This window comes from Siccirubricoccus sp. G192 (assembly GCF_019084075.1).
Classification (GTDB): Bacteria; Pseudomonadota; Alphaproteobacteria; order Acetobacterales; family Acetobacteraceae; genus G192.
Map to the genome: position 1 here is coordinate 3,463,391 of NZ_JAHREN010000001.1, position 15,967 is coordinate 3,479,357.

General features: G+C 70.4%; 16 protein-coding genes and 1 pseudogene. 8 read left to right on the forward strand and 9 right to left on the reverse strand.

Annotated elements, in window-relative coordinates; genetic code table 11:
* Positions 1-5: 5 nt before the first annotated feature.
* The 7 genes from KSF81_RS16645 to KSF81_RS16675 all read right to left on the reverse strand — a co-directional run bounded on the left by KSF81_RS16645 (position 6) and on the right by KSF81_RS16675 (position 7,834).
* A complete protein-coding gene (locus tag KSF81_RS16645) occupies positions 6-1,238 on the reverse strand; it encodes an ABC transporter substrate-binding protein (RefSeq protein ID WP_217381738.1) in 1,233 nt (410 codons plus the stop codon).
* A gap of 100 nt (positions 1,239-1,338) precedes the next feature.
* Positions 1,339-1,965, reverse strand: coding sequence for a peroxiredoxin (locus KSF81_RS16650; protein ID WP_217379937.1), 627 nt, complete (start codon positions 1,963-1,965; stop codon positions 1,339-1,341).
* A gap of 104 nt (positions 1,966-2,069) precedes the next feature.
* Positions 2,070-3,221: an acyl-CoA dehydrogenase family protein gene (locus KSF81_RS16655; protein ID WP_217379938.1), complete on the reverse strand. Its 1,152-nt coding sequence runs from the start codon at positions 3,219-3,221 to the stop codon at positions 2,070-2,072.
* 6 nt (positions 3,222-3,227) lie between these two features.
* Positions 3,228-4,430, reverse strand: a complete 1,203-nt coding sequence (locus KSF81_RS16660) for an acyl-CoA dehydrogenase family protein (RefSeq protein ID WP_217379939.1) — start codon at positions 4,428-4,430, stop codon at positions 3,228-3,230.
* Between the two features lie 22 nt (positions 4,431-4,452).
* Positions 4,453-6,543 (reverse strand): 3-hydroxyacyl-CoA dehydrogenase NAD-binding domain-containing protein, encoded by a 2,091-nt coding sequence (locus KSF81_RS16665; RefSeq protein WP_217379940.1) that lies wholly within the window; start codon positions 6,541-6,543, stop codon positions 4,453-4,455.
* A 111-nt stretch (positions 6,544-6,654) separates the two neighbouring features.
* The gene (locus KSF81_RS16670; RefSeq protein ID WP_217379941.1) at positions 6,655-7,197 is read right to left on the reverse strand and encodes a chromate transporter; all 543 of its coding nucleotides are present in this window, start codon (positions 7,195-7,197) and stop codon (positions 6,655-6,657) included.
* Positions 7,187-7,834, reverse strand: coding sequence for a chromate transporter (locus tag KSF81_RS16675; protein WP_217379942.1), 648 nt, complete (start codon positions 7,832-7,834; stop codon positions 7,187-7,189). Before KSF81_RS16675 ends, KSF81_RS16670 begins: the two co-directional genes overlap by 11 nt.
* 102 nt (positions 7,835-7,936) lie before the next feature.
* Between KSF81_RS16675 and KSF81_RS16680 the strand changes: the two genes are divergently transcribed.
* The 5 genes from KSF81_RS16680 to KSF81_RS16700 all read left to right on the forward strand — a co-directional run bounded on the left by KSF81_RS16680 (position 7,937) and on the right by KSF81_RS16700 (position 11,783).
* Positions 7,937-8,371, forward strand: a complete 435-nt coding sequence (locus KSF81_RS16680) for a glycine zipper 2TM domain-containing protein (RefSeq protein ID WP_217379943.1) — start codon at positions 7,937-7,939, stop codon at positions 8,369-8,371.
* A gap of 249 nt (positions 8,372-8,620) precedes the next feature.
* On the forward strand, positions 8,621-9,586 hold the full coding sequence (locus KSF81_RS16685) for a tripartite tricarboxylate transporter substrate binding protein (RefSeq protein ID WP_217379944.1): 966 nt from the start codon (positions 8,621-8,623) through the stop codon (positions 9,584-9,586).
* Positions 9,587-9,621: 35 nt separating this feature from the next.
* Positions 9,622-10,596 carry a tripartite tricarboxylate transporter substrate binding protein gene (locus KSF81_RS16690; protein WP_217379945.1) on the forward strand — a complete coding sequence of 325 codons (975 nt, stop codon included), beginning with the start codon at positions 9,622-9,624 and terminating at the stop codon, positions 10,594-10,596.
* Between the two features lie 6 nt (positions 10,597-10,602).
* A complete protein-coding gene (locus KSF81_RS16695) occupies positions 10,603-11,439 on the forward strand; it encodes an alpha/beta fold hydrolase (RefSeq protein ID WP_217379946.1) in 837 nt (278 codons plus the stop codon).
* 125 nt (positions 11,440-11,564) lie between these two features.
* Complete coding sequence (locus tag KSF81_RS16700; protein ID WP_217379947.1) at positions 11,565-11,783, forward strand: hypothetical protein; 219 nt, start codon at positions 11,565-11,567, stop codon at positions 11,781-11,783.
* Positions 11,784-11,932: 149 nt separating this feature from the next.
* On the opposite strand, the gene KSF81_RS16705 is transcribed toward KSF81_RS16700, so the two are convergent.
* Positions 11,933-13,030 carry a mandelate racemase/muconate lactonizing enzyme family protein gene (locus KSF81_RS16705; protein WP_217379948.1) on the reverse strand — a complete coding sequence of 366 codons (1,098 nt, stop codon included), beginning with the start codon at positions 13,028-13,030 and terminating at the stop codon, positions 11,933-11,935.
* A gap of 279 nt (positions 13,031-13,309) precedes the next feature.
* Between KSF81_RS16705 and KSF81_RS16710 the strand changes: the two are divergent.
* From KSF81_RS16710 to KSF81_RS16720, 3 genes and pseudogenes are all read left to right on the forward strand, one after another.
* Positions 13,310-14,121 (forward strand): annotated as a pseudogene (locus tag KSF81_RS16710) (Bug family tripartite tricarboxylate transporter substrate binding protein).
* A gap of 95 nt (positions 14,122-14,216) precedes the next feature.
* On the forward strand, positions 14,217-14,714 hold the full coding sequence (locus tag KSF81_RS16715; RefSeq protein WP_217379949.1) for a GAF domain-containing protein: 498 nt from the start codon (positions 14,217-14,219) through the stop codon (positions 14,712-14,714).
* 12 nt (positions 14,715-14,726) lie between these two features.
* On the forward strand, positions 14,727-15,452 hold the full coding sequence (locus KSF81_RS16720; protein WP_217379950.1) for a sensor histidine kinase: 726 nt from the start codon (positions 14,727-14,729) through the stop codon (positions 15,450-15,452).
* Between the two features lie 56 nt (positions 15,453-15,508).
* Here KSF81_RS16720 and KSF81_RS16725 read toward each other — a convergent pair whose 3' ends face one another.
* Positions 15,509-15,919, reverse strand: coding sequence for a response regulator (locus tag KSF81_RS16725; RefSeq protein ID WP_217379951.1), 411 nt, complete (start codon positions 15,917-15,919; stop codon positions 15,509-15,511).
* Positions 15,920-15,967 lie beyond the last annotated feature (48 nt).

The window sequence follows — 15,967 nt, forward strand, 5'->3', positions numbered from 1 at the left end:
CGCGGTCAGGTCTGCGGGCGAAGTTGTCGCACCACGTCATCCGGCGGCAGGTAGTCGCGGCCATCGGCATAGCGCCAATCGGCCATGGCGCCCTTGCCGCCGCGCAGCACGGTGCGGCCGATAAAGGCGCCCATGGTGGATTGCTGGTCGATGGCGCGGAACTCCACCTGGCCAAAGGGCGTGGGGAATTGCAGGCCGCGCATTGCCTCCAGCATCGGCTCCGTCTCGACCGCGGCGGCCTTCTTCAGCATGGCGACGATCGCCTGGACAGTGCTGTAGCCCACCACGCTGCCGAGATAGGGATGCGCGTTCCAGCGCTGCTGATAGGCATCGCGGAAGGCCGTGTGTTCCGGGGTGTTGATCTGGTCCCAGGGATAGCCGGTGACGATCCAGTCCTCCGGCGCCTCGTCCTGCAGCGGTTCGAGGTATTCCGGCTCGCCGGTCAGGAGGGAGACGACACGGCGGCGCTCGAACAGCCCGCGGGTCAGGCCCTGGCGGACGAAATTGGTGAGATCGGCGGCGAAGGTGACATTGAAGATCGCCTCCGGATTGGCGGCGGCAAGCGCCTGCACCGTGGCGCCGGCATCGATCCGGCCGAGGGCGGGGAATTGCTCGGCCACGAATTGCACATCGGGCCGGGCCCTTTGCAGCAATTCCTTGAACCAGCGGACGGCGGACTGGCCGTATTCGTAATTGGGCGCGACGGTCGCCCAGCGCTTGGCAGGCAGCTTCGCCGCCTCCTCCACCAGCATCGCCGATTGCATGTAGGTGCTGGCGCGCAGCCGGAAGGTGAAGCGGTTGCCGCGCGACCAGACCAGCGCATCGGTGAGCGGCTCGCTCGCCACGAAGAGCCGCCGGTTCTGGTTGGCGAAATCGGCGATGGCGAGGCCGACATTGGAGAGATAGCCGCCGGACAGCAGCGCCACGCGCTCGGCATTCACCAGCTCGCCCGCCATGCGGACCGCGTCTTCCGGGCGGCCGCCATCGTCGCGGAAAATGGTTTCGATGCGGCGCCCGTTGATGCCGCCGGCGGCATTCACCTGTTCCTGCGCCAGCAGCCAGGCATTGCGGTAGGGTTGCAGGAAGGCCGGCTGCGCGGTGTAGCTGTTGATCTCGCCGATGCGGATCGCGTCACCCTGGTTCGCGTTCCCTTGGGCGCTGGCGATCCATGGCGCCGCCAAAACCGAAACGCCGGCGCCCGCCAGAAGCTGGCGGCGCCTGATCGCCTGTTCCGTCATATCGTCCCCGGTCACGCTTGCTGATATCGCCGGGGGATGGAACCGCAACGCGGCGGCACGCGCAAACGAAAAGCGTGGCCGCCGCGGCGCGGGCCCGGCGCTACTTCACCTCGACATAGCGCAGATAGGGCTTCTTGGCTTCCCAACCCTGCGGGAACATCCCCTTGGCCTGCTCGTCCGGGATCGAGGGCGGGATGATGGCGCGCTCGCCGGGCTGCCAGTTCACCGGCGTCGCCACCTTGGCGCGATCCGTCAGTTGCAGGCTGTCGATCACCCGCAGGATCTCCTGGAAGTTCCGCCCGGTGCTCGGCGGATAGACCAGCATCAGCCGCACCTTCTTCTGCGGGTCGATCACATAGACGGTGCGCACCGTGATCGCCGGATCGGCCTCGGGGTGCACCATGCCGTAGAGGTTGGAAACCTTCTTCTCCGGGTCGGCGATCATCGGGAAGTTCACGGCATGGCCCTGGGTCTCGGCGATATCCGCCTCCCAGCCCTGGTGGCTGGCCACCGGGTCAACCGAGAGGCCGATCACCTTCACCCCGCGCCGGTCGAATTCGGGCTTGAGGCGGGCCGTCTCGCCGAGTTCCGTGGTGCAGACCGGGGTGAAGTCCTTGGGGTGGCTGAACAGCACGCCCCAGGACCCGCCCAGCCAGTCATGGAAGCGGATGCGGCCCTGCGTCGTCTCAGCCTCGAAATCCGGCGCAACCTGGCCAAGCTGGATCATGTGTTCCTCCCTCGGTTTTGATGCGCGCAGGGAATCATGCCATGCAGCGCCCGGTCAATCCTGATGTGGAAAGGCCCCGTCACTTTCATGGCGGGGCCCTTGGATCATGCCGCCGCGACCAGGCCGCCCGTATCCGCCAGGTTGCGGATGTGGTGGTCGGCATCACCGAACATGCTGTTGTTCACCGTCAGCCGCTTGAAGTAATGGCCGCAGGCATATTCCATCGTCATGGCGATGCCGCCATGCAGCTGGATCGATTGCTGGCCGACGAAGCGCCCGGAACGGCCGATCTGCACCTTGACCGAGGCCATGGATTTGCGCCGCGCCGCCGGGTCGCGCTCCTCCACCGCCATCGCGGCGAAATAGGACATGCTGCGCGCCTGTTCCAACTGCACCAGCATATCCGCGGCGCGGTGCTGCAGCGCCTGGAAGCTGCCGATCGGCCGGCCGAATTGCTGCCGCGTCTTCATGTAGTCGAGCGTCATGTCATGCGCGACCTGCATGGCGCCCACCGCCTCCGCGGCCAGCGCCGCGATGGCCTCGTCCACCACCTGGTCGACCAGCGGCAGCCCGTCCTCGGCATTGCCGAGCACCGCATCGCCGCCGACCCGCACGCCGGAGAACTCCACCTCCGCCGCGCGCTGGCCATCCACCGTGCGATAGCCGCGCCGGGTGACGCCGGGCGATTTCGCATCCACCAGGAAGACGCCGATCCCCTTGCGGTCGCGCTGGCCGCCGGCCACGCGGGCGGTGACGATCAGCCGGTCGGCGCTGTCGCCATGCACCACCATGCCCTTGCGGCCCTCGATCACCCAGCCGCTGCCGTCGCGCTTCGCCGTGCTCGCCACGTCGTTCAGGTCGTAGCGGGACTGGCGCTCGGTATGCGCGAAGGCGAGCAGCAATTCGCCGGCGGCCACCTGCGGCACCAGTTCGCTCCGCTGCGCCGCCGTGGCGCCGTGGCGGAGGAAGCCGCCGCCCAGCACCACGGTGGTGAGCCAGGGTTCCAGGGTGATGGCGCGGCCCATCTGCTCGGCGACCAGCATGGTCTCCACCGGGCCGCCGCCGAAGCCGCCCTCATCCTCGGCGAAGGGCAGGCCGAGCAGGCCAAGCTCGGCATATTGCGACCAGACCTCGCGGCTCCAGCCCTCCGGCGTGTTCATATAGGCCTTGCGCTGCTCGAAGCCGTATTTGTCGCCGAGCAGCCGGGCCAGGCTGTCCTGGAGGAGCCGTTGCTCCTCCGTCAGGTCGAAATCCATGTTGCGTCAGAGTCCCAGAAAGGCCTTGGCCATGATGTTCCGCTGGATCTCGTTGGACCCACCGTAGATCGACTGCTTGCGCCAGTTGAAATAGACGCCGGCAAGGCCGAAGGCCCAGTCGGGCGCCACATCCACCTCGTTCGCGCCTTCCTCGTCCGGGTCGCCATCCACCCAGGCATAGGGCCCGGCCGCCTGCATCAGCAGTTCGGAGCACATCTGCTGGATCTCGGTGCCCTTGATCTTGAGCACGGAGGTCGCGGGGTCGGGCTTCTTGTCCTTCCGCTTGGTCTCGGTGGCGATGACGCGCATCACGGTCATCTCCAGCGCCTGCAATCCCACCTCGATCTCCGTGACCTTGCGGCGGAAGTCGGGGTCCTCCATCAGCGGCTTGCCGCCATCCATCGCTTCCGTGGAGGCGATGACCTTCAGCCGGCGGATGCGCTCGCGCGAGGCGCCCACGCGCGCCTGGCCGAAACGCTCGTTGCCGAGCAGGAATTTGGCGCAGTCCCAGCCGCGGTTCTCCTGGCCGACCAGGTTCTCCGCCGGCACCTTCACGTCGTCGAAGAAGACCTCGTTCACCTCGTGCCCGCCCTCGATGGTGATGATCGGGCGGACGGTGATCCCCGGAGTCTTCATGTCGCAGAGCAGGAAGCTGATCCCCTCCTGCTTCTTGGCGTTCGGGTCGGTGCGGACCAGCAGAAAGATCCAGTCGGCATGCTGCGCCAGCGTCGTCCAGGTCTTCTGGCCATTGACGACATAGTGGTCGCCTTCGCGCACCGCGCGGGTCTTGAGGCCGGCGAGGTCGGAGCCCGCGCCAGGCTCGGAGAAGCCCTGGCACCACCAGTCGTCGAGGTTGAGCATGCGCGGCAGGAACCGCCTCTTCTGCTCCTCGGTGCCGAATTCGATGATGACCGGCCCGCACATGTTGATGTTGAAGCCGAGCGGCGAAGGCGCGGGCGCCTGCTGCAACTCCTCGCGGAAGATGTAGCGCTGCGCCAGTGACCAGCCGGGGCCGCCATATTCCTTGGACCATTCCGGCGCGGCCCAGCCGCGGGCGTTCAGCTTGCGCTGCCAGTCCACGACCTGGTCCTTGGTCGGCGACTTGCCGGCAACCATGCGCTCGCGCGTCTCGGCCGGCAGTTCCTTTGCGATGAAGTCGCGGACCTCCTGGCGGAAGGCGCGCTCGGCCTCGGAAAAGCGGAGTTCCATCTGTCTCTCTCCGTATGTTCGGTCAGGCCGCCTTGTCCGGCGACTTCATGGTGGCGAAGCTGCCGCCGGTCTCGGCCAGCCGCACGATCAGCGAGGCGGGCCGCAGGTTCTGGTCGCCCGTCGCCTCGGCGTATTGGGTCAGCTTGTCGCGCACCGCCGGCAGACCCATGCGGTCGGCCCAGAACATCGGACCGCCGCGCCAGGCCGGCCAGCCGAAGCCATTGGCGAAGATCACGTCGATATCGACGGGGCGGGAGGCAACGCCCTCCTCCAGGATGCGGGCACCCTCGTTCACCATGGGCAGCAGCAGCCGTTCCAGGATTTCCTCATCCGGGATCTTGCGGCGGCGCACCTGCATCTTCTCCGCGGTTTCCAGGATGATCCGCTCCACCTCCGGGTCGGGCTGGCGCTTGCGGTTCTCGTCATACAGGTAATAGCCCTTGCCGGTCTTCTGGCCGAAGCGCCCGGCGGCGACGATGGCATCGGCGATCGGCGCCACCGTGCCGCGCGCCTTGCGCACCGCGGCACCGATGTCGAGCCCCGCCAGGTCGCCGGTGGCGAGCGGGCCCATGGCCATGCCATAGCCCTCCATCACCCGGTCGATATCCTGCGGCAGGCAACCCTCCAGCAGCAGCTTCTCGATCTGCGGGCCGCGCTTGCCGGTCATGCGGTTGCCGACGAAGCCATCGCAATTGCCGACCACGACGTTCAGCTTGCCGATGCGCCGGCCGACATCCATGGCGGTCGCGATGGTCTGGAAGCTGGTGGCCTTGCCGCGCACGATCTCCAGCAGCCGCATGACATTGGCCGGGCTGAAGAAGTGCATGCCGCAGACCAGTTCCGGCCGCTTCGTCGCGCTGGCGATCTGGTCGATATCCAGCGTCGAGGTATTGGAAGCGAGCACGATCCCCGGCCGCGCCACCTTGTCGAGACGGGCGAAGATCTCCTTCTTCACGCCCATATCCTCGAAGACCGCCTCGATCACCAGGTCGGCCTCGCGTACCGCGGCGTCGAAATCCGTGGTGCCCTTGAGCCGCGCGGCGCGCTTGTCCATCTCCGCCTGGGAAAGGCGGCCGCTGTCCACCGTGCGCTTCCAATTCGCCTGGCAGCGGGCAAGGCCCTTCTGCAGCGCCTCCTCGCTGGTTTCCACGATGGTCACCGGCATGCCGAAATTGGCGCAGCTCATGGCGATGCCGCCGCCCATCGTGCCGCCGCCGATCACCACCACCTTGTTCACCGGCAGGGGCTTGGTCTCCGCCGGCATGCCGGGGATGCGCTGCGCCTCGCGCTCGCCGAAGAAGATGTGCCGCAGCGCCTGGCTCTGCTCGCCGGCAACCAGGCGCTGGAACTGCTCGCGCTCCACCTGCAGCCCCTCCTCGAAGGGCCTGGTGAAGGCGGCGCGCACCGCCTCGACGCAGCCCTTGGGGCTTTCCTGGCCGCGCGAGCGCGCGGTCAGCTTCTTCGCCGCCTCGTCGAAAGCGGCCATGTCCTGGCCTTGGATCTTGTCCGTGCGGTTGCGCGCCAGGGTGAATTGCCGGCCGGCATTCTCCCGCGCCCAGGCCACGGCGGCCTTCTCCAGCTCTCCCGGCAGCACGGCATCGATGAAGCCGAGCCGCACCGCCTCCTCGGCCGGGACCGGCTCACCGCTGACGATGATGCGCAGCGCCTCCAGCCCGATCAGCCGCGGCAGCCGCTGGGTGCCGCCGGCGCCGGGCACGAAGCCGCGCTTCACCTCGGGCAGCCCCACCTGCGCGCCGGGGGAGGCGACGCGGGCATGGCAGGCCAGCGCCAGTTCCAGCCCGCCGCCCAGCGCATTGCCGTGGATCGCGGCCACGACCGGGACCTTGGACTGCTCGATGGCGTCGAAGACCTCGGGCAGCGAGGGCGGCTTCCGCGGCTTGCCGAATTCGGTCATCTCGGCGCCAGCGCTGAAATTGCGGCCGGAGCCGATCAGCACGATGGCGCGCGCCCCCGCCGCCGCGGCCGCCTTCAATCCTTCGAGAAGCCCGGCACGCACCTCGGTGCGCAGCGTATTGACCGGGGCATTGGCGATTCGGAGGACATGCACGTCCCCATCGCGATCGTGCTCGACATAGCGCGGCTCATTGGCCATGGACGGTCCTCTCCGGTGCCTGGGCGACGCTTGGGGCGCCATCGGGGGGCATCCTTCGGCCGGGTTCCATGCCGTGTCAACCGCGGCAGCCGGCCCTTGCCGGGCGCCGAATCAGCCGCCGATCCAGCCCGCCCACTGCATGCCGCCATAGGCCAGGGCCACCAGCAGCATGACCAGATAAGGGCTGGCATCGCGGAGCAGCGCCAGGGTGCAGAGCGCCATCGTCGCCACTTCCAGCCAGCCGGCGCCATCCGCCTGCAACAGCGTCAGCACGCCGGCGAAGATCAACCCGGCGGCGATCGGCGCCAGGCCAAGCTCGATCATCCGCCGCACCGGGCTGTCGCCGCGCCGCCGCCACCAATGGCCGACGCCGAGCAGCAGCAGCGAGGAGGGCACATAGAGCGCCAGTGCCGCCACCAGCGCGCCGGCGAAGCCGGCCGCCCGCCAGCCGACCAGCGCCGAGATCAGCGAGCCCGGCCCCGGCGCGGCGCGGGAGATCGCGAAGAGCTCCACGAATTCCGCATCGGTCAGCCAGCCATGCACCTCCACCGCCTGGCGCTGCATCTCCGCGAAGATCGAGGGGCCGCCGCCGAGCGAAACCAGCGACAGCGGCGCGAAGACCAGCACCAGGGCGAAAAGCCGGTCAGGCAGCATCGCGCCGCCCCGCCCACCAGGCCAGCCCGACGCTCACCGGCGCCAGCACCAGCACCACCGGGATCATCGGCAGCCGCAGCACGCCGATCGCCAGGAAGGTGGCCACCAGCACGGCCCAGGGGCCAAGGCCCCGCAGCCGCCGCGCGGTGCGCAGCCCGACCGTGCAACTGTTCGCCAGCCCCGCCGCGGCCACGCCCACCAGCACCGGGCCCAGCCAGGCGATCCCCGCCGCCCCGGCATAGAGCAGCGCCAACAGCAGAATGAAGAGGAAGGGCGGGCCGAGGATGCCGGCGAAGGCCGCCGCCGCGCCCTGCCAGCCGCGCAGGTGCTGCCCGATATAGAGCGCGAGGTTGACGCTGTTCGGCCCCGGCAGCACCTGGCCGAGGGCGATGCCGGCGAGGAACCCCTCCTCCGTCATCCATTGCCGCCGGCGCACCACCTCCCGGTGCATCCAGCCGGAAAGGCCACCGCCGAAGCTGGCCATGCCGAGCCGGGCGAATACGCCCAGGATCTCGCCGAGCCCAGGCTGCGGCCTGCCGCCTTCCGCCACCATCACGCCGCCGCTGCCCCTCGCCTGCCCCGGGTTTTCCGGCAAAGGCCCGGCGCTGTCGAGGGCAGGCCGCCTTGCCGCCGCCACGCCGGAGCCATGCAATGGACGCGCTCACCGCCTGGAAATGATACGCTGGCGACGGATCGGCGCCGCCGCGCGTTACAATGGCGAAGCACGGAGACCGGCATCATGCGGCAAAGGGGTTCCAGGGGTTTGCGGCTCGGCTTGCTGGCGCTGCTCGCCCTGCCGGCGGCAGGTTGCGTGCAGGTGCAGCCGGTTCCCTATTACGGCTATTACGCCCCGGCTGCGCCGATCGGCCCGAATGCGGGCGCCGGGGTGGTGGCAGGCGGAGTGGCCGGTGGATTGCTGGGCGCGGCGGCCTCGGGGCCCTATGACCGCGGCCTCGGCGCGGTGGGCGGCGCGGCGGCCGGGGCGCTGGTGGGCGGACTGATCGGCGGCGCGGTCGATCAGAACAATGCGGCGGCCGCGGCGGCAGCACAGGGCTACGGGTACCAACCGCCGCCGGCCTATGCGCCCCAGGGCTATGCACCGCCAAGCTATGCGCCCCAATACCATGCGCCACCGGCCTACCCGGCCTATCCGCCAACCGATTACCGGTATTGAGCGGGAACCACCCTCGCCGCACCTGCGCCCGGGCACGAAGACGGGGCCCCCTCCCGGCCGGGCTGACCCTGGCTGCCGTGCTTCCGGCCAGCGCGTCGGCGCGCCAGGGTTCAGCTGCCGCGCAACCCGCCCGCGACCACGATTCGGTCGGTGTCGGAATTCCCGCTTTCCCCTGGCCGCACGCCCCGGCTTTGCCGGCAGCCGCAAGCGGCGCCATGATGCGCGCCGGGGAGAAGGAGAGGAAACGTCATGCAAGGCTTGCCGCGCAGGCCGCTGGCCCTACTGCTGCTCGCCGCCACGGCGCGCGCCACCGGGCCAGCCCGGGCGCAGGCGCAGGGGGTGCGGCTGGTGATCCCCTTTGCCGCCGGCGGCCCGGCCGACCAGCTCGCGCGGCTGGTGGCGCCGGGAATGGCGCAGGTGCTGGGCCAGCCTGTCGTGGTGGACAATCGCGGCGGCGCCGGCGGCGTGCTGGCCAGCGAGATCGTCGCCAAATCCGCGCCGGACGGCCAGACCCTGCTGCTCGGCAGCCTCGGCGTGGTGGTGCTGGGCGCCACCCTGCAACCCCGCCTGCCCTATGACCCACAGCGCGACTTCGAGCCGGTGGCGCTGTTCGGCCGCGTCCCCTCCCTGCTGGTGGTGCGGCCTGACCTGGCGGAGAGCCTGGCCGGGCTGGCGGAAGCGGCGCGGAAGCTGGGCCGGCCGCTGACCTATGCCTCGGCCGGGCCCGGCACCACCATGCATATCGCGGGCGAGATGGTGCGGCTGGCGACCGGGCTCGAGATGACGCATGTGCCCTATCGCGGCGCCGGCCCGGCGGTGACGGACATGCTCGCCGGCAATGTCGACCTGATGATCGCCGATACCCCGGTGCTGGTGCCGCAGGTGCGGGCCGTGCGAATGCGGGCGCTGGCGGTCTTCGGCAATGCCCGCACGCCATTGCTGCCTGAGGTGCCGACCGCGCCGGAACTCGGCCAGCCCGGCCTGGTGATGGAGAACTGGTATGGCGTGCTGGCCCCCTCCGGCGTGCCGACGGCGCGGCGGGCGGCGCTGGAAGGCGCCATCCTGGCCAGCATGGCCCGGCCGGAGGTGGCGGAGCGCCTCGCCACGGCGGGCCTGCAGGGCGGCACCGGCACGGCGGGCTTCCGCGAGCAGCTTGCCCGTGACACCGCCACCTGGCCGCCGCTGCTGCGCCGGCTGAACATCTCGCTGGAATGACGCGGCCCGCGCCGCAGGGGAGGAAGGAGACGCCGATGCAGCGCCGCAGCCTGCTGCTGGCCACCGCCAGCCTTGCCGCCACGGCACCCCGCGCCCGGGCGCAGACCGCGGAGTGGCCGAACCGGCCGGTGCGGCTGATCGTCCCCTTCCCGCCTGGCGGGCCGAGCGACATCTTCGCCCGCCTTCTCGCGCCGCTCTATTCCGCCGCGCTGCACCAGCCCGTGGTGGTGGAGAACCGTGCCGGCGGCGGCGGCGTCACCGGCACCGATGCCGCGGCCAAGGCGACGCCGGACGGGTATGTCCTGGCGATCACCAATGGCGGCTCGCTGGTCATCAGCCCGCATGTCAGCGGCAACGTGCCCTATCGCGTGCCGGAGGATTTCACGCTGCTGAGCGTGGTCTCCCGCGTGCCGGAGGCGCTGGTCGCGCATCCGCGGCTCGGCCTGCGGACCCTGCCCGAGCTGGTGGCGCGGGCGAAGCGGGAACCGGGGAAGCTGAATATCGGCACCGCCGGGGCCGCCGGGATCTCGCATCTCGCGGCGGAATTGCTGCGGGTGCAGGCGGGGGTGGAGATCGTGGTGGTGCCCTATCGCGGCGCCGCCCCGGCGGTGACGGACCTGGTGGCCGGCAATATCGACCTGCTCTTCGCCGATCTGCCGGTGCTGCTGCCGCAGCTCCGCGGCGGCGCGATGGTGGCGCTGGCGATGGCAAGCGGCCAGCGCAGCCCCTCCCTGCCCGAGGTGTCTACGACCGGCGAGGCGGGCTACCCCGATCTGCTGGCCGACAACTGGTATGCGGTGGTCGGCCCGGCGCGGCTGCCGGAGCCGGTGGTGGCGCGGCTTTCGGCGGTCCTGCGGCAGGCCAGCCAGGACCCGGCCCTGCGCGCCGCCTTCCAGGCCCAGGGTGCCGAGGCGGTCTTCACCACCCCGGCGGAATTCACGGCGCTGGTCGCCCGCGAGTCGGAGAAGTGGCGGCGCATCGCGGAGAGCGCCGGCATCAGGACGGATTAGCCGCGCATGCCCTTCCTCGACCGCCCCGGCCAGCCGCGGCTGCACTATGTGGTGGACGACCATACCGATCCCTGGCGCCAGGCGCCCTGGCTGGTGCTGCAGCACGGCTATGCGCGCTCCGGCCGGTTCTTCCGCGCCTGGGTGCCCTACCTCTCGCGCCACTACCGGGTGATCCGGCCGGATCTGCGCGGCTTCGGCCAGTCGCCGCTGGATTTCGACCCGCATGCAGGGCTGCATCCCGAGGGTCTGCTCGATGACCTCGACGCCATCACCGCCATGCTGGGCGAGCCGGTGCATTACCTCGGCGAATCCCTGGCCGGCATGATCGGCATCCGCTTCGCCGGCCGCCGGCCGGAGCGGCTGCGCAGCCTGGCCCTGCTCTCCTCCCCCCTCTCCTTCCCGGCGCCGACGCGGGAGGTCTTCGCCTGCGGCTTCCCGAGCTGGACGGCGGCCCTGCGCAGCCTCGGCAGCCGTGGCTGGGCGGAGCGGGTCGGCGCGGCGACGCGCTTCCCGCCCGGCACCGATCCCGCCCTGCTGCGCTGGTATGCCGAGGAATCCGGCAAGGCGGATGTGGAGGCGATGGTCGCGGTGGCGGAATTCGCCTCAAGCCTCGATGTCACGGGCGACTTGGCCGGGGTGACGGTGCCGGCGCTTGGCCTCTATCCCAGCGCCGGCCTGGTCACCGGCCCGCATGAGGCCGCCTTGCGCCGGGGGATTCCGCATCTCCGCCTGGTGCATCTGCCGACACCCTACCACGCCATCCAGGTGCTGATGCCGGCCGCCTGCGCCCGGACCCTGCTGCATTTCTGCGGCCTGGTGGATGGCGTGGCGCACCAGGATTAGCGGCAGCCGGAACCGATGCTGAAATTTACGTAGAATTTGCAGGCTGCCGTTTGCAATTTTGCATGTATTAACATGCGTTTCGGCGCATGATGCTGAAGCGGCCATGGCCTCGCGCCAGGATCGTCATGACCATTGAGGAGGCTTCGATGAATATCGGTCGGCCCCTGCTTGTCTTCGTCATGCTCGCAACCCCTCTTGCACTGGCCGGGTGCAACCCCACGCCGACGCCCCGAGGTGCCGCATACCAGGGCACATCGGCCGGTGATGGCCGCGCGCAGAACACGAATTATTACCTCGGCGCCGATCCCGATCATCGCCAGCGCGGCAAGAGCGGCGGCCCCTGAGCCGCCGCGCAAGGCCGCTGGTCCAACACCGCCCTGACGGGAAACCCTGACGCTTCCGGTTGCGGCGGAGAGGTTGGTCATCCCGGCAATGCCCGGGAGCATGGCCTGCAACAGCGTGGCTCCCGGCGCAACCGCCGGGGGCGGTGCCGCTACGGCGCCGCCAGCAAGGCCGGGTCCGGCTCCAGCCCGAGGCCCGGCCCGTCAGGCACCGCGACGAAACCGCCCTGCGGGATCAGCGCCGGGAAGGGCGTCTGGTCGAGTTCGGCGAAGTAGTATTCCAGCGGCTCCTCCGTCTCGCAGGCAGCGAGCAGGTGCAGCGTCGCCAGCAGGCCCGGGCCGTAATAGGGTGAATGCGGCACCAGGCGGAGCCCGGCCGCCGCGGCCAGCGCCAGCACCTCCCGCATGGCGCTGATGCCGCCGACCTTGGTGACGCTGGGCTGCAGGACATCCACCGCGCCGGCCTCGACCATGCGCCGGAATTCCTCGACGCCGCCGCAATTCTCCCCGGCCGCGATCGGCAGGCCGGCCTCCTTCCGCACCTCGGCGATGGAGGCGAAATCCTCCGGTGGCCAGACCGGCTCCTCGATCCAGCCGATGCCCTGGCCGGCCACCGCCTCGGCGAAGCCCACCGCCTGCGCCACCGTATCCCAGTGACAGTTGATGTCGAGCATCAGCGGCACCTCGGCCGGCGCGGCCTCGCGCGCCGCGCGGATGCAGTCGAGGCTCACCTCATGCAGCTTGATCCGGCGATAGCCCTGCGCCACCGCCGCCGCAGTATTGCTCGCCACCAATTCCGGCGCGCCGTAGCGCAGCAGGCTGGCATAGGCCGGCACGCGCCTGCGCTTCGCCCCGCCGAGCAGCGCATGCAGCGGCTTGCCCGCCGCCTTGCCGGCGAGGTCCCAGAGCGCGATGTCGAGCCCCGAAAGCCCGAAGGTCAGGGCGCCGTTGCGGCCGAAATTATGGAAGCGCCGCTGCAAGCTGCGCATCAGCCCGGCGATGTCGCCCGCCTCCTGGCCGATGCAGGCCGGCGCGATCAGCCGGTCCACCGCGTCGCGGGTGGTCTCCGCCAGGGTGAAGCCGAAGCCCTCGCCCCAGCCGACGAGGCCGGCATCGGTCTCCACCCGCAGCAGCAATGTGTCCATGTTGCGCAGGTGCAGGTTGCCGCCGCCGCTGCCATGCGCCGCCGCCGGATTGCCGTAACTGAAGGCGCTGCTCAGGATATGCGTGGTGACGGCGGTGATGCGCATGGTGCCTCCCGATCCAGCCCCCGGGCCGCTTGGAGGGCGGCGGGGCATGGGTGATACTCGCAGGCAAGGCCGGGCGGCAAAAGCCCCGGCCAAATCGGAGGAGATGCCGCCATGATCCGCAGCCTGCCGGGCGCGCTGCTCGCCGCCCTCATCGCCGCCCTGCCGGCCATTCGGCCCGCCGCGGCGCAGGAGCCCTTTCCCAACCGGCCGGTGCGGCTGATCGTGCCCTTCGCCACTGGCGGCCCCAGCGACATCGTGGCCCGCCTGATGGCGCCCCGCATGTCGCAGGTGCTCGGCCAGACAGTGGTGGTGGAATCGCGGCCGGGTGCCGGCGGCGTCACCGGCGTCGATGCCGCGGCCAAGGCGGCGCCGGATGGCCATACCATCGCGATCGGCAGCGCCGGAGGCCTGGCGATCTCGCCCGGGCTGCAACCCAACATGCCCTATGACACGCTGCGCGACCTGGCGCCGCTGACGCTGGCGGTGATCGTGCATGAACCGGTGGTGGTGCCGGCCAACCTGCCCTACCGCACGCTGGCGGAATTCCTGGCGGCGGCGAAGGCGGAGCCGGGGCGGCTGAATACGGCTCCACCGGGCCGGGCAGCATGCCGCATCTGGCGGGCGAGCTCATCAAGCTCACCGCCGGGGTGGACATCACCCATGTGCCCTATCGCGGCGGCGCGCCGCTCACCACGGCGCTGCTCGCGGGGGAGATCCAGATGGGGCTGGCCGACCTGCCGATCCTGCTGCCGCATCTGCGCGCCGGGACCCTGCGGGCCCTGGCGATCGGCGCCGAGGAACGCTACCCGCTGCTGCCGGAGGTGCCGACCATGGCGGAGGCTGGCCTGCCGGGAGTGCTGACCAACAATTGGCACGGGCTGGTGGCGCCGGCCCGCACGCCGGAGCCGGCGCTGGCCCTGCTGCACCGCGCCGCGGTCGCCGCCTTGCAGGACCCCGAGACGGCCCGGCTGCTGCGCGAGCAGGGCGCCATCCCGAGCCCGACCAGCCGCCAGGAATTCACCGCCTTCATCCGCAGCGAGACGGCCCGCTGGGGCGAGGTGATCCGCCGCGCCGGGGTGAAGCCGGATTGAGGGTCTGGCCACCCCCGGGCCGGTGGCGCGGCCCGGGGGCACCAGCCGCCCCACTTGACGATTGAACATTCGGCGGCCGAGCCCGTTGAACCCCCATGCCATTCCGGACCTCCCGAGACGACCCTGCCAGCCCCGATCCAGTGAAGGAGGCGCAGCGCCTGCGTCTCCACCAGCGCATCCTGCGGGATTTCGGCCGGATCGCGTTGGAAGACCTGGAGATCGGGCCGCTGCTCCAGCGCGCCGTGGCGCAGGCCGCCCGCGCCACCGGCGTCCGCCACACCAAGATCATGCGCTACCGGACCGAGCAGGGCGACCTGCTGGCCGAGGCCGGCTTCGGCTGGCGGCCGGGCCTGATCGGCAAGGCTCGGTTCGGGATCGATGCCGCTTCACCTGCGGGGCGTGCCCTGCAAATCGGGCAGCCGGTGATGATCGACGATATCCGCGACCATCCCGAGTTCCGCCTCGAACCGGTCATCGCCGAACACGGCCTCGTCTCGCTCCTGAATGTTCCCATCCGGTTCGACGGGATCATCTGGGGCACGCTGGAGGCGGACAGTGAACAGCCCGGCCATTTCGACGAGCTTGACGTCTAGTTCCTCGAAGCGATGGCGGCCCTTGTCGCAGGTGCCTTGCAGCGCCGCGATGCGGTTGCCCGGGCCGAAGCCGCCGCCGCCGAGGTGGCGGTGCGCGCCGAGCGGCGGGGGGTGCTGCTCCGCGAGTTGCAGCACCGGGCCAAGAACAACCTGGCCCTGGTAGCCGCCATGCTCGCGCGCGAGCGCCGCACCGCCACCACGGAGCAGGATACGCGGGCGGCCGAGCGGCTCGGCAGGCTGATGCAGCGGGTCACCGCCGTCGCCCTGGCGCAGGATCGCCTCTCCGGCGTGGAGGGCGGCGGCACTGCGGACGGCACCGGCACCGATCTTGCGGGCTATCTGCGTGCCCTCCTCGGCAGCCTCGATCTCAGCCTCGGCGGCAGGGTGGTGTTCGAGGTCGAACTGGATAGCTGCGTGCTGCCATTCGACAAGGCCGTCGCGGCGGGCCTCGTGGTGAACGAACTGGTCACCAACGCCGCCAAGCATGCCTATCCGGAGGGCGAGGAGGGCATCGTGCGGGTCGCGCTCCAGACCGACGAGCTTCGGGCCGAGGCGGCACTCACTGTCGCCGATGAGGGCCGGGGCACCGATCCCGCCAAGGTGGCGGCACGCCGCGCCGGTGGCGGGCAGGGTTTCGAACTGCTGCGGCACCTGGCCCGGCAACTCGGCGGCGACATCGAGCAGGGGACACCGGAGCGCGGCACCAGCATCACCATCCGCTTTCCGCTTGTCCTGTAGCCAGAATGCCAGGGTCGCTATCCCCCGGCCCGTGGGCGGGGGTTTGTGGCACCAGCCTATTCCGTTGCGAAGAACGGCCTGAATCCCGCCGGGATATTGCCTGGCTTTCCGCCGTCCATCACCACGCGCGCCACCTCGATGCTGCTCAGCACCGTCTCGGGCTGGTAGTGCTTGCGGATGTAGCCGAGCGCGATGTCCCGTGCCTGGCACGCCTCCATGATCTGCGCACTGGTGAAAATCGCCAGCACACCCCACCGCGGAAGGAGCGCGCGCGCCACATCCAGGCCGCTGCTGCCGTCCCGGAGGTTGATGTCGAGCAACGCCAGGTCCGGTCGCGCCGCCTCGCACAGCGCCAGGGCTTCCGTTGCCGTGGCGGCAGGCCCCATCACCTGATGCCCCGCGCTCTCCAGGCTCTCGGTCAGCAGCATGGCGATCAATGCCTCGTCCTCGACAATCAGAATCCGCATCGGACGCGCCCCGTGCTGCCCACTGACGCATTCAGGGGGAAGTGCGGA

Coding starts and splice junctions, on each gene's coding strand:
- KSF81_RS16725 (WP_217379951.1), bottom strand. CDS start 15,919: ATGCGGATTCTGATTGTCGAGGACGAGGCATTGATCGCCATGCTGCTG.
- KSF81_RS16685 (WP_217379944.1), top strand. CDS start 8,621: ATGCAAGGCTTGCCGCGCAGGCCGCTGGCCCTACTGCTGCTCGCCGCC.
- KSF81_RS16695 (WP_217379946.1), top strand. CDS start 10,603: ATGCCCTTCCTCGACCGCCCCGGCCAGCCGCGGCTGCACTATGTGGTG.
- KSF81_RS16720 (WP_217379950.1), top strand. CDS start 14,727: ATGGCGGCCCTTGTCGCAGGTGCCTTGCAGCGCCGCGATGCGGTTGCC.
- KSF81_RS16665 (WP_217379940.1), bottom strand. CDS start 6,543: ATGGCCAATGAGCCGCGCTATGTCGAGCACGATCGCGATGGGGACGTG.
- KSF81_RS16705 (WP_217379948.1), bottom strand. CDS start 13,030: ATGCGCATCACCGCCGTCACCACGCATATCCTGAGCAGCGCCTTCAGT.
- KSF81_RS16645 (WP_217381738.1), bottom strand. CDS start 1,238: ATGACGGAACAGGCGATCAGGCGCCGCCAGCTTCTGGCGGGCGCCGGC.
- KSF81_RS16715 (WP_217379949.1), top strand. CDS start 14,217: ATGCCATTCCGGACCTCCCGAGACGACCCTGCCAGCCCCGATCCAGTG.
- KSF81_RS16700 (WP_217379947.1), top strand. CDS start 11,565: ATGACCATTGAGGAGGCTTCGATGAATATCGGTCGGCCCCTGCTTGTC.
- KSF81_RS16690 (WP_217379945.1), top strand. CDS start 9,622: ATGCAGCGCCGCAGCCTGCTGCTGGCCACCGCCAGCCTTGCCGCCACG.
- KSF81_RS16680 (WP_217379943.1), top strand. CDS start 7,937: ATGCGGCAAAGGGGTTCCAGGGGTTTGCGGCTCGGCTTGCTGGCGCTG.
- KSF81_RS16655 (WP_217379938.1), bottom strand. CDS start 3,221: ATGGATTTCGACCTGACGGAGGAGCAACGGCTCCTCCAGGACAGCCTG.
- KSF81_RS16660 (WP_217379939.1), bottom strand. CDS start 4,430: ATGGAACTCCGCTTTTCCGAGGCCGAGCGCGCCTTCCGCCAGGAGGTC.
- KSF81_RS16650 (WP_217379937.1), bottom strand. CDS start 1,965: ATGATCCAGCTTGGCCAGGTTGCGCCGGATTTCGAGGCTGAGACGACG.
- KSF81_RS16670 (WP_217379941.1), bottom strand. CDS start 7,197: ATGCTGCCTGACCGGCTTTTCGCCCTGGTGCTGGTCTTCGCGCCGCTG.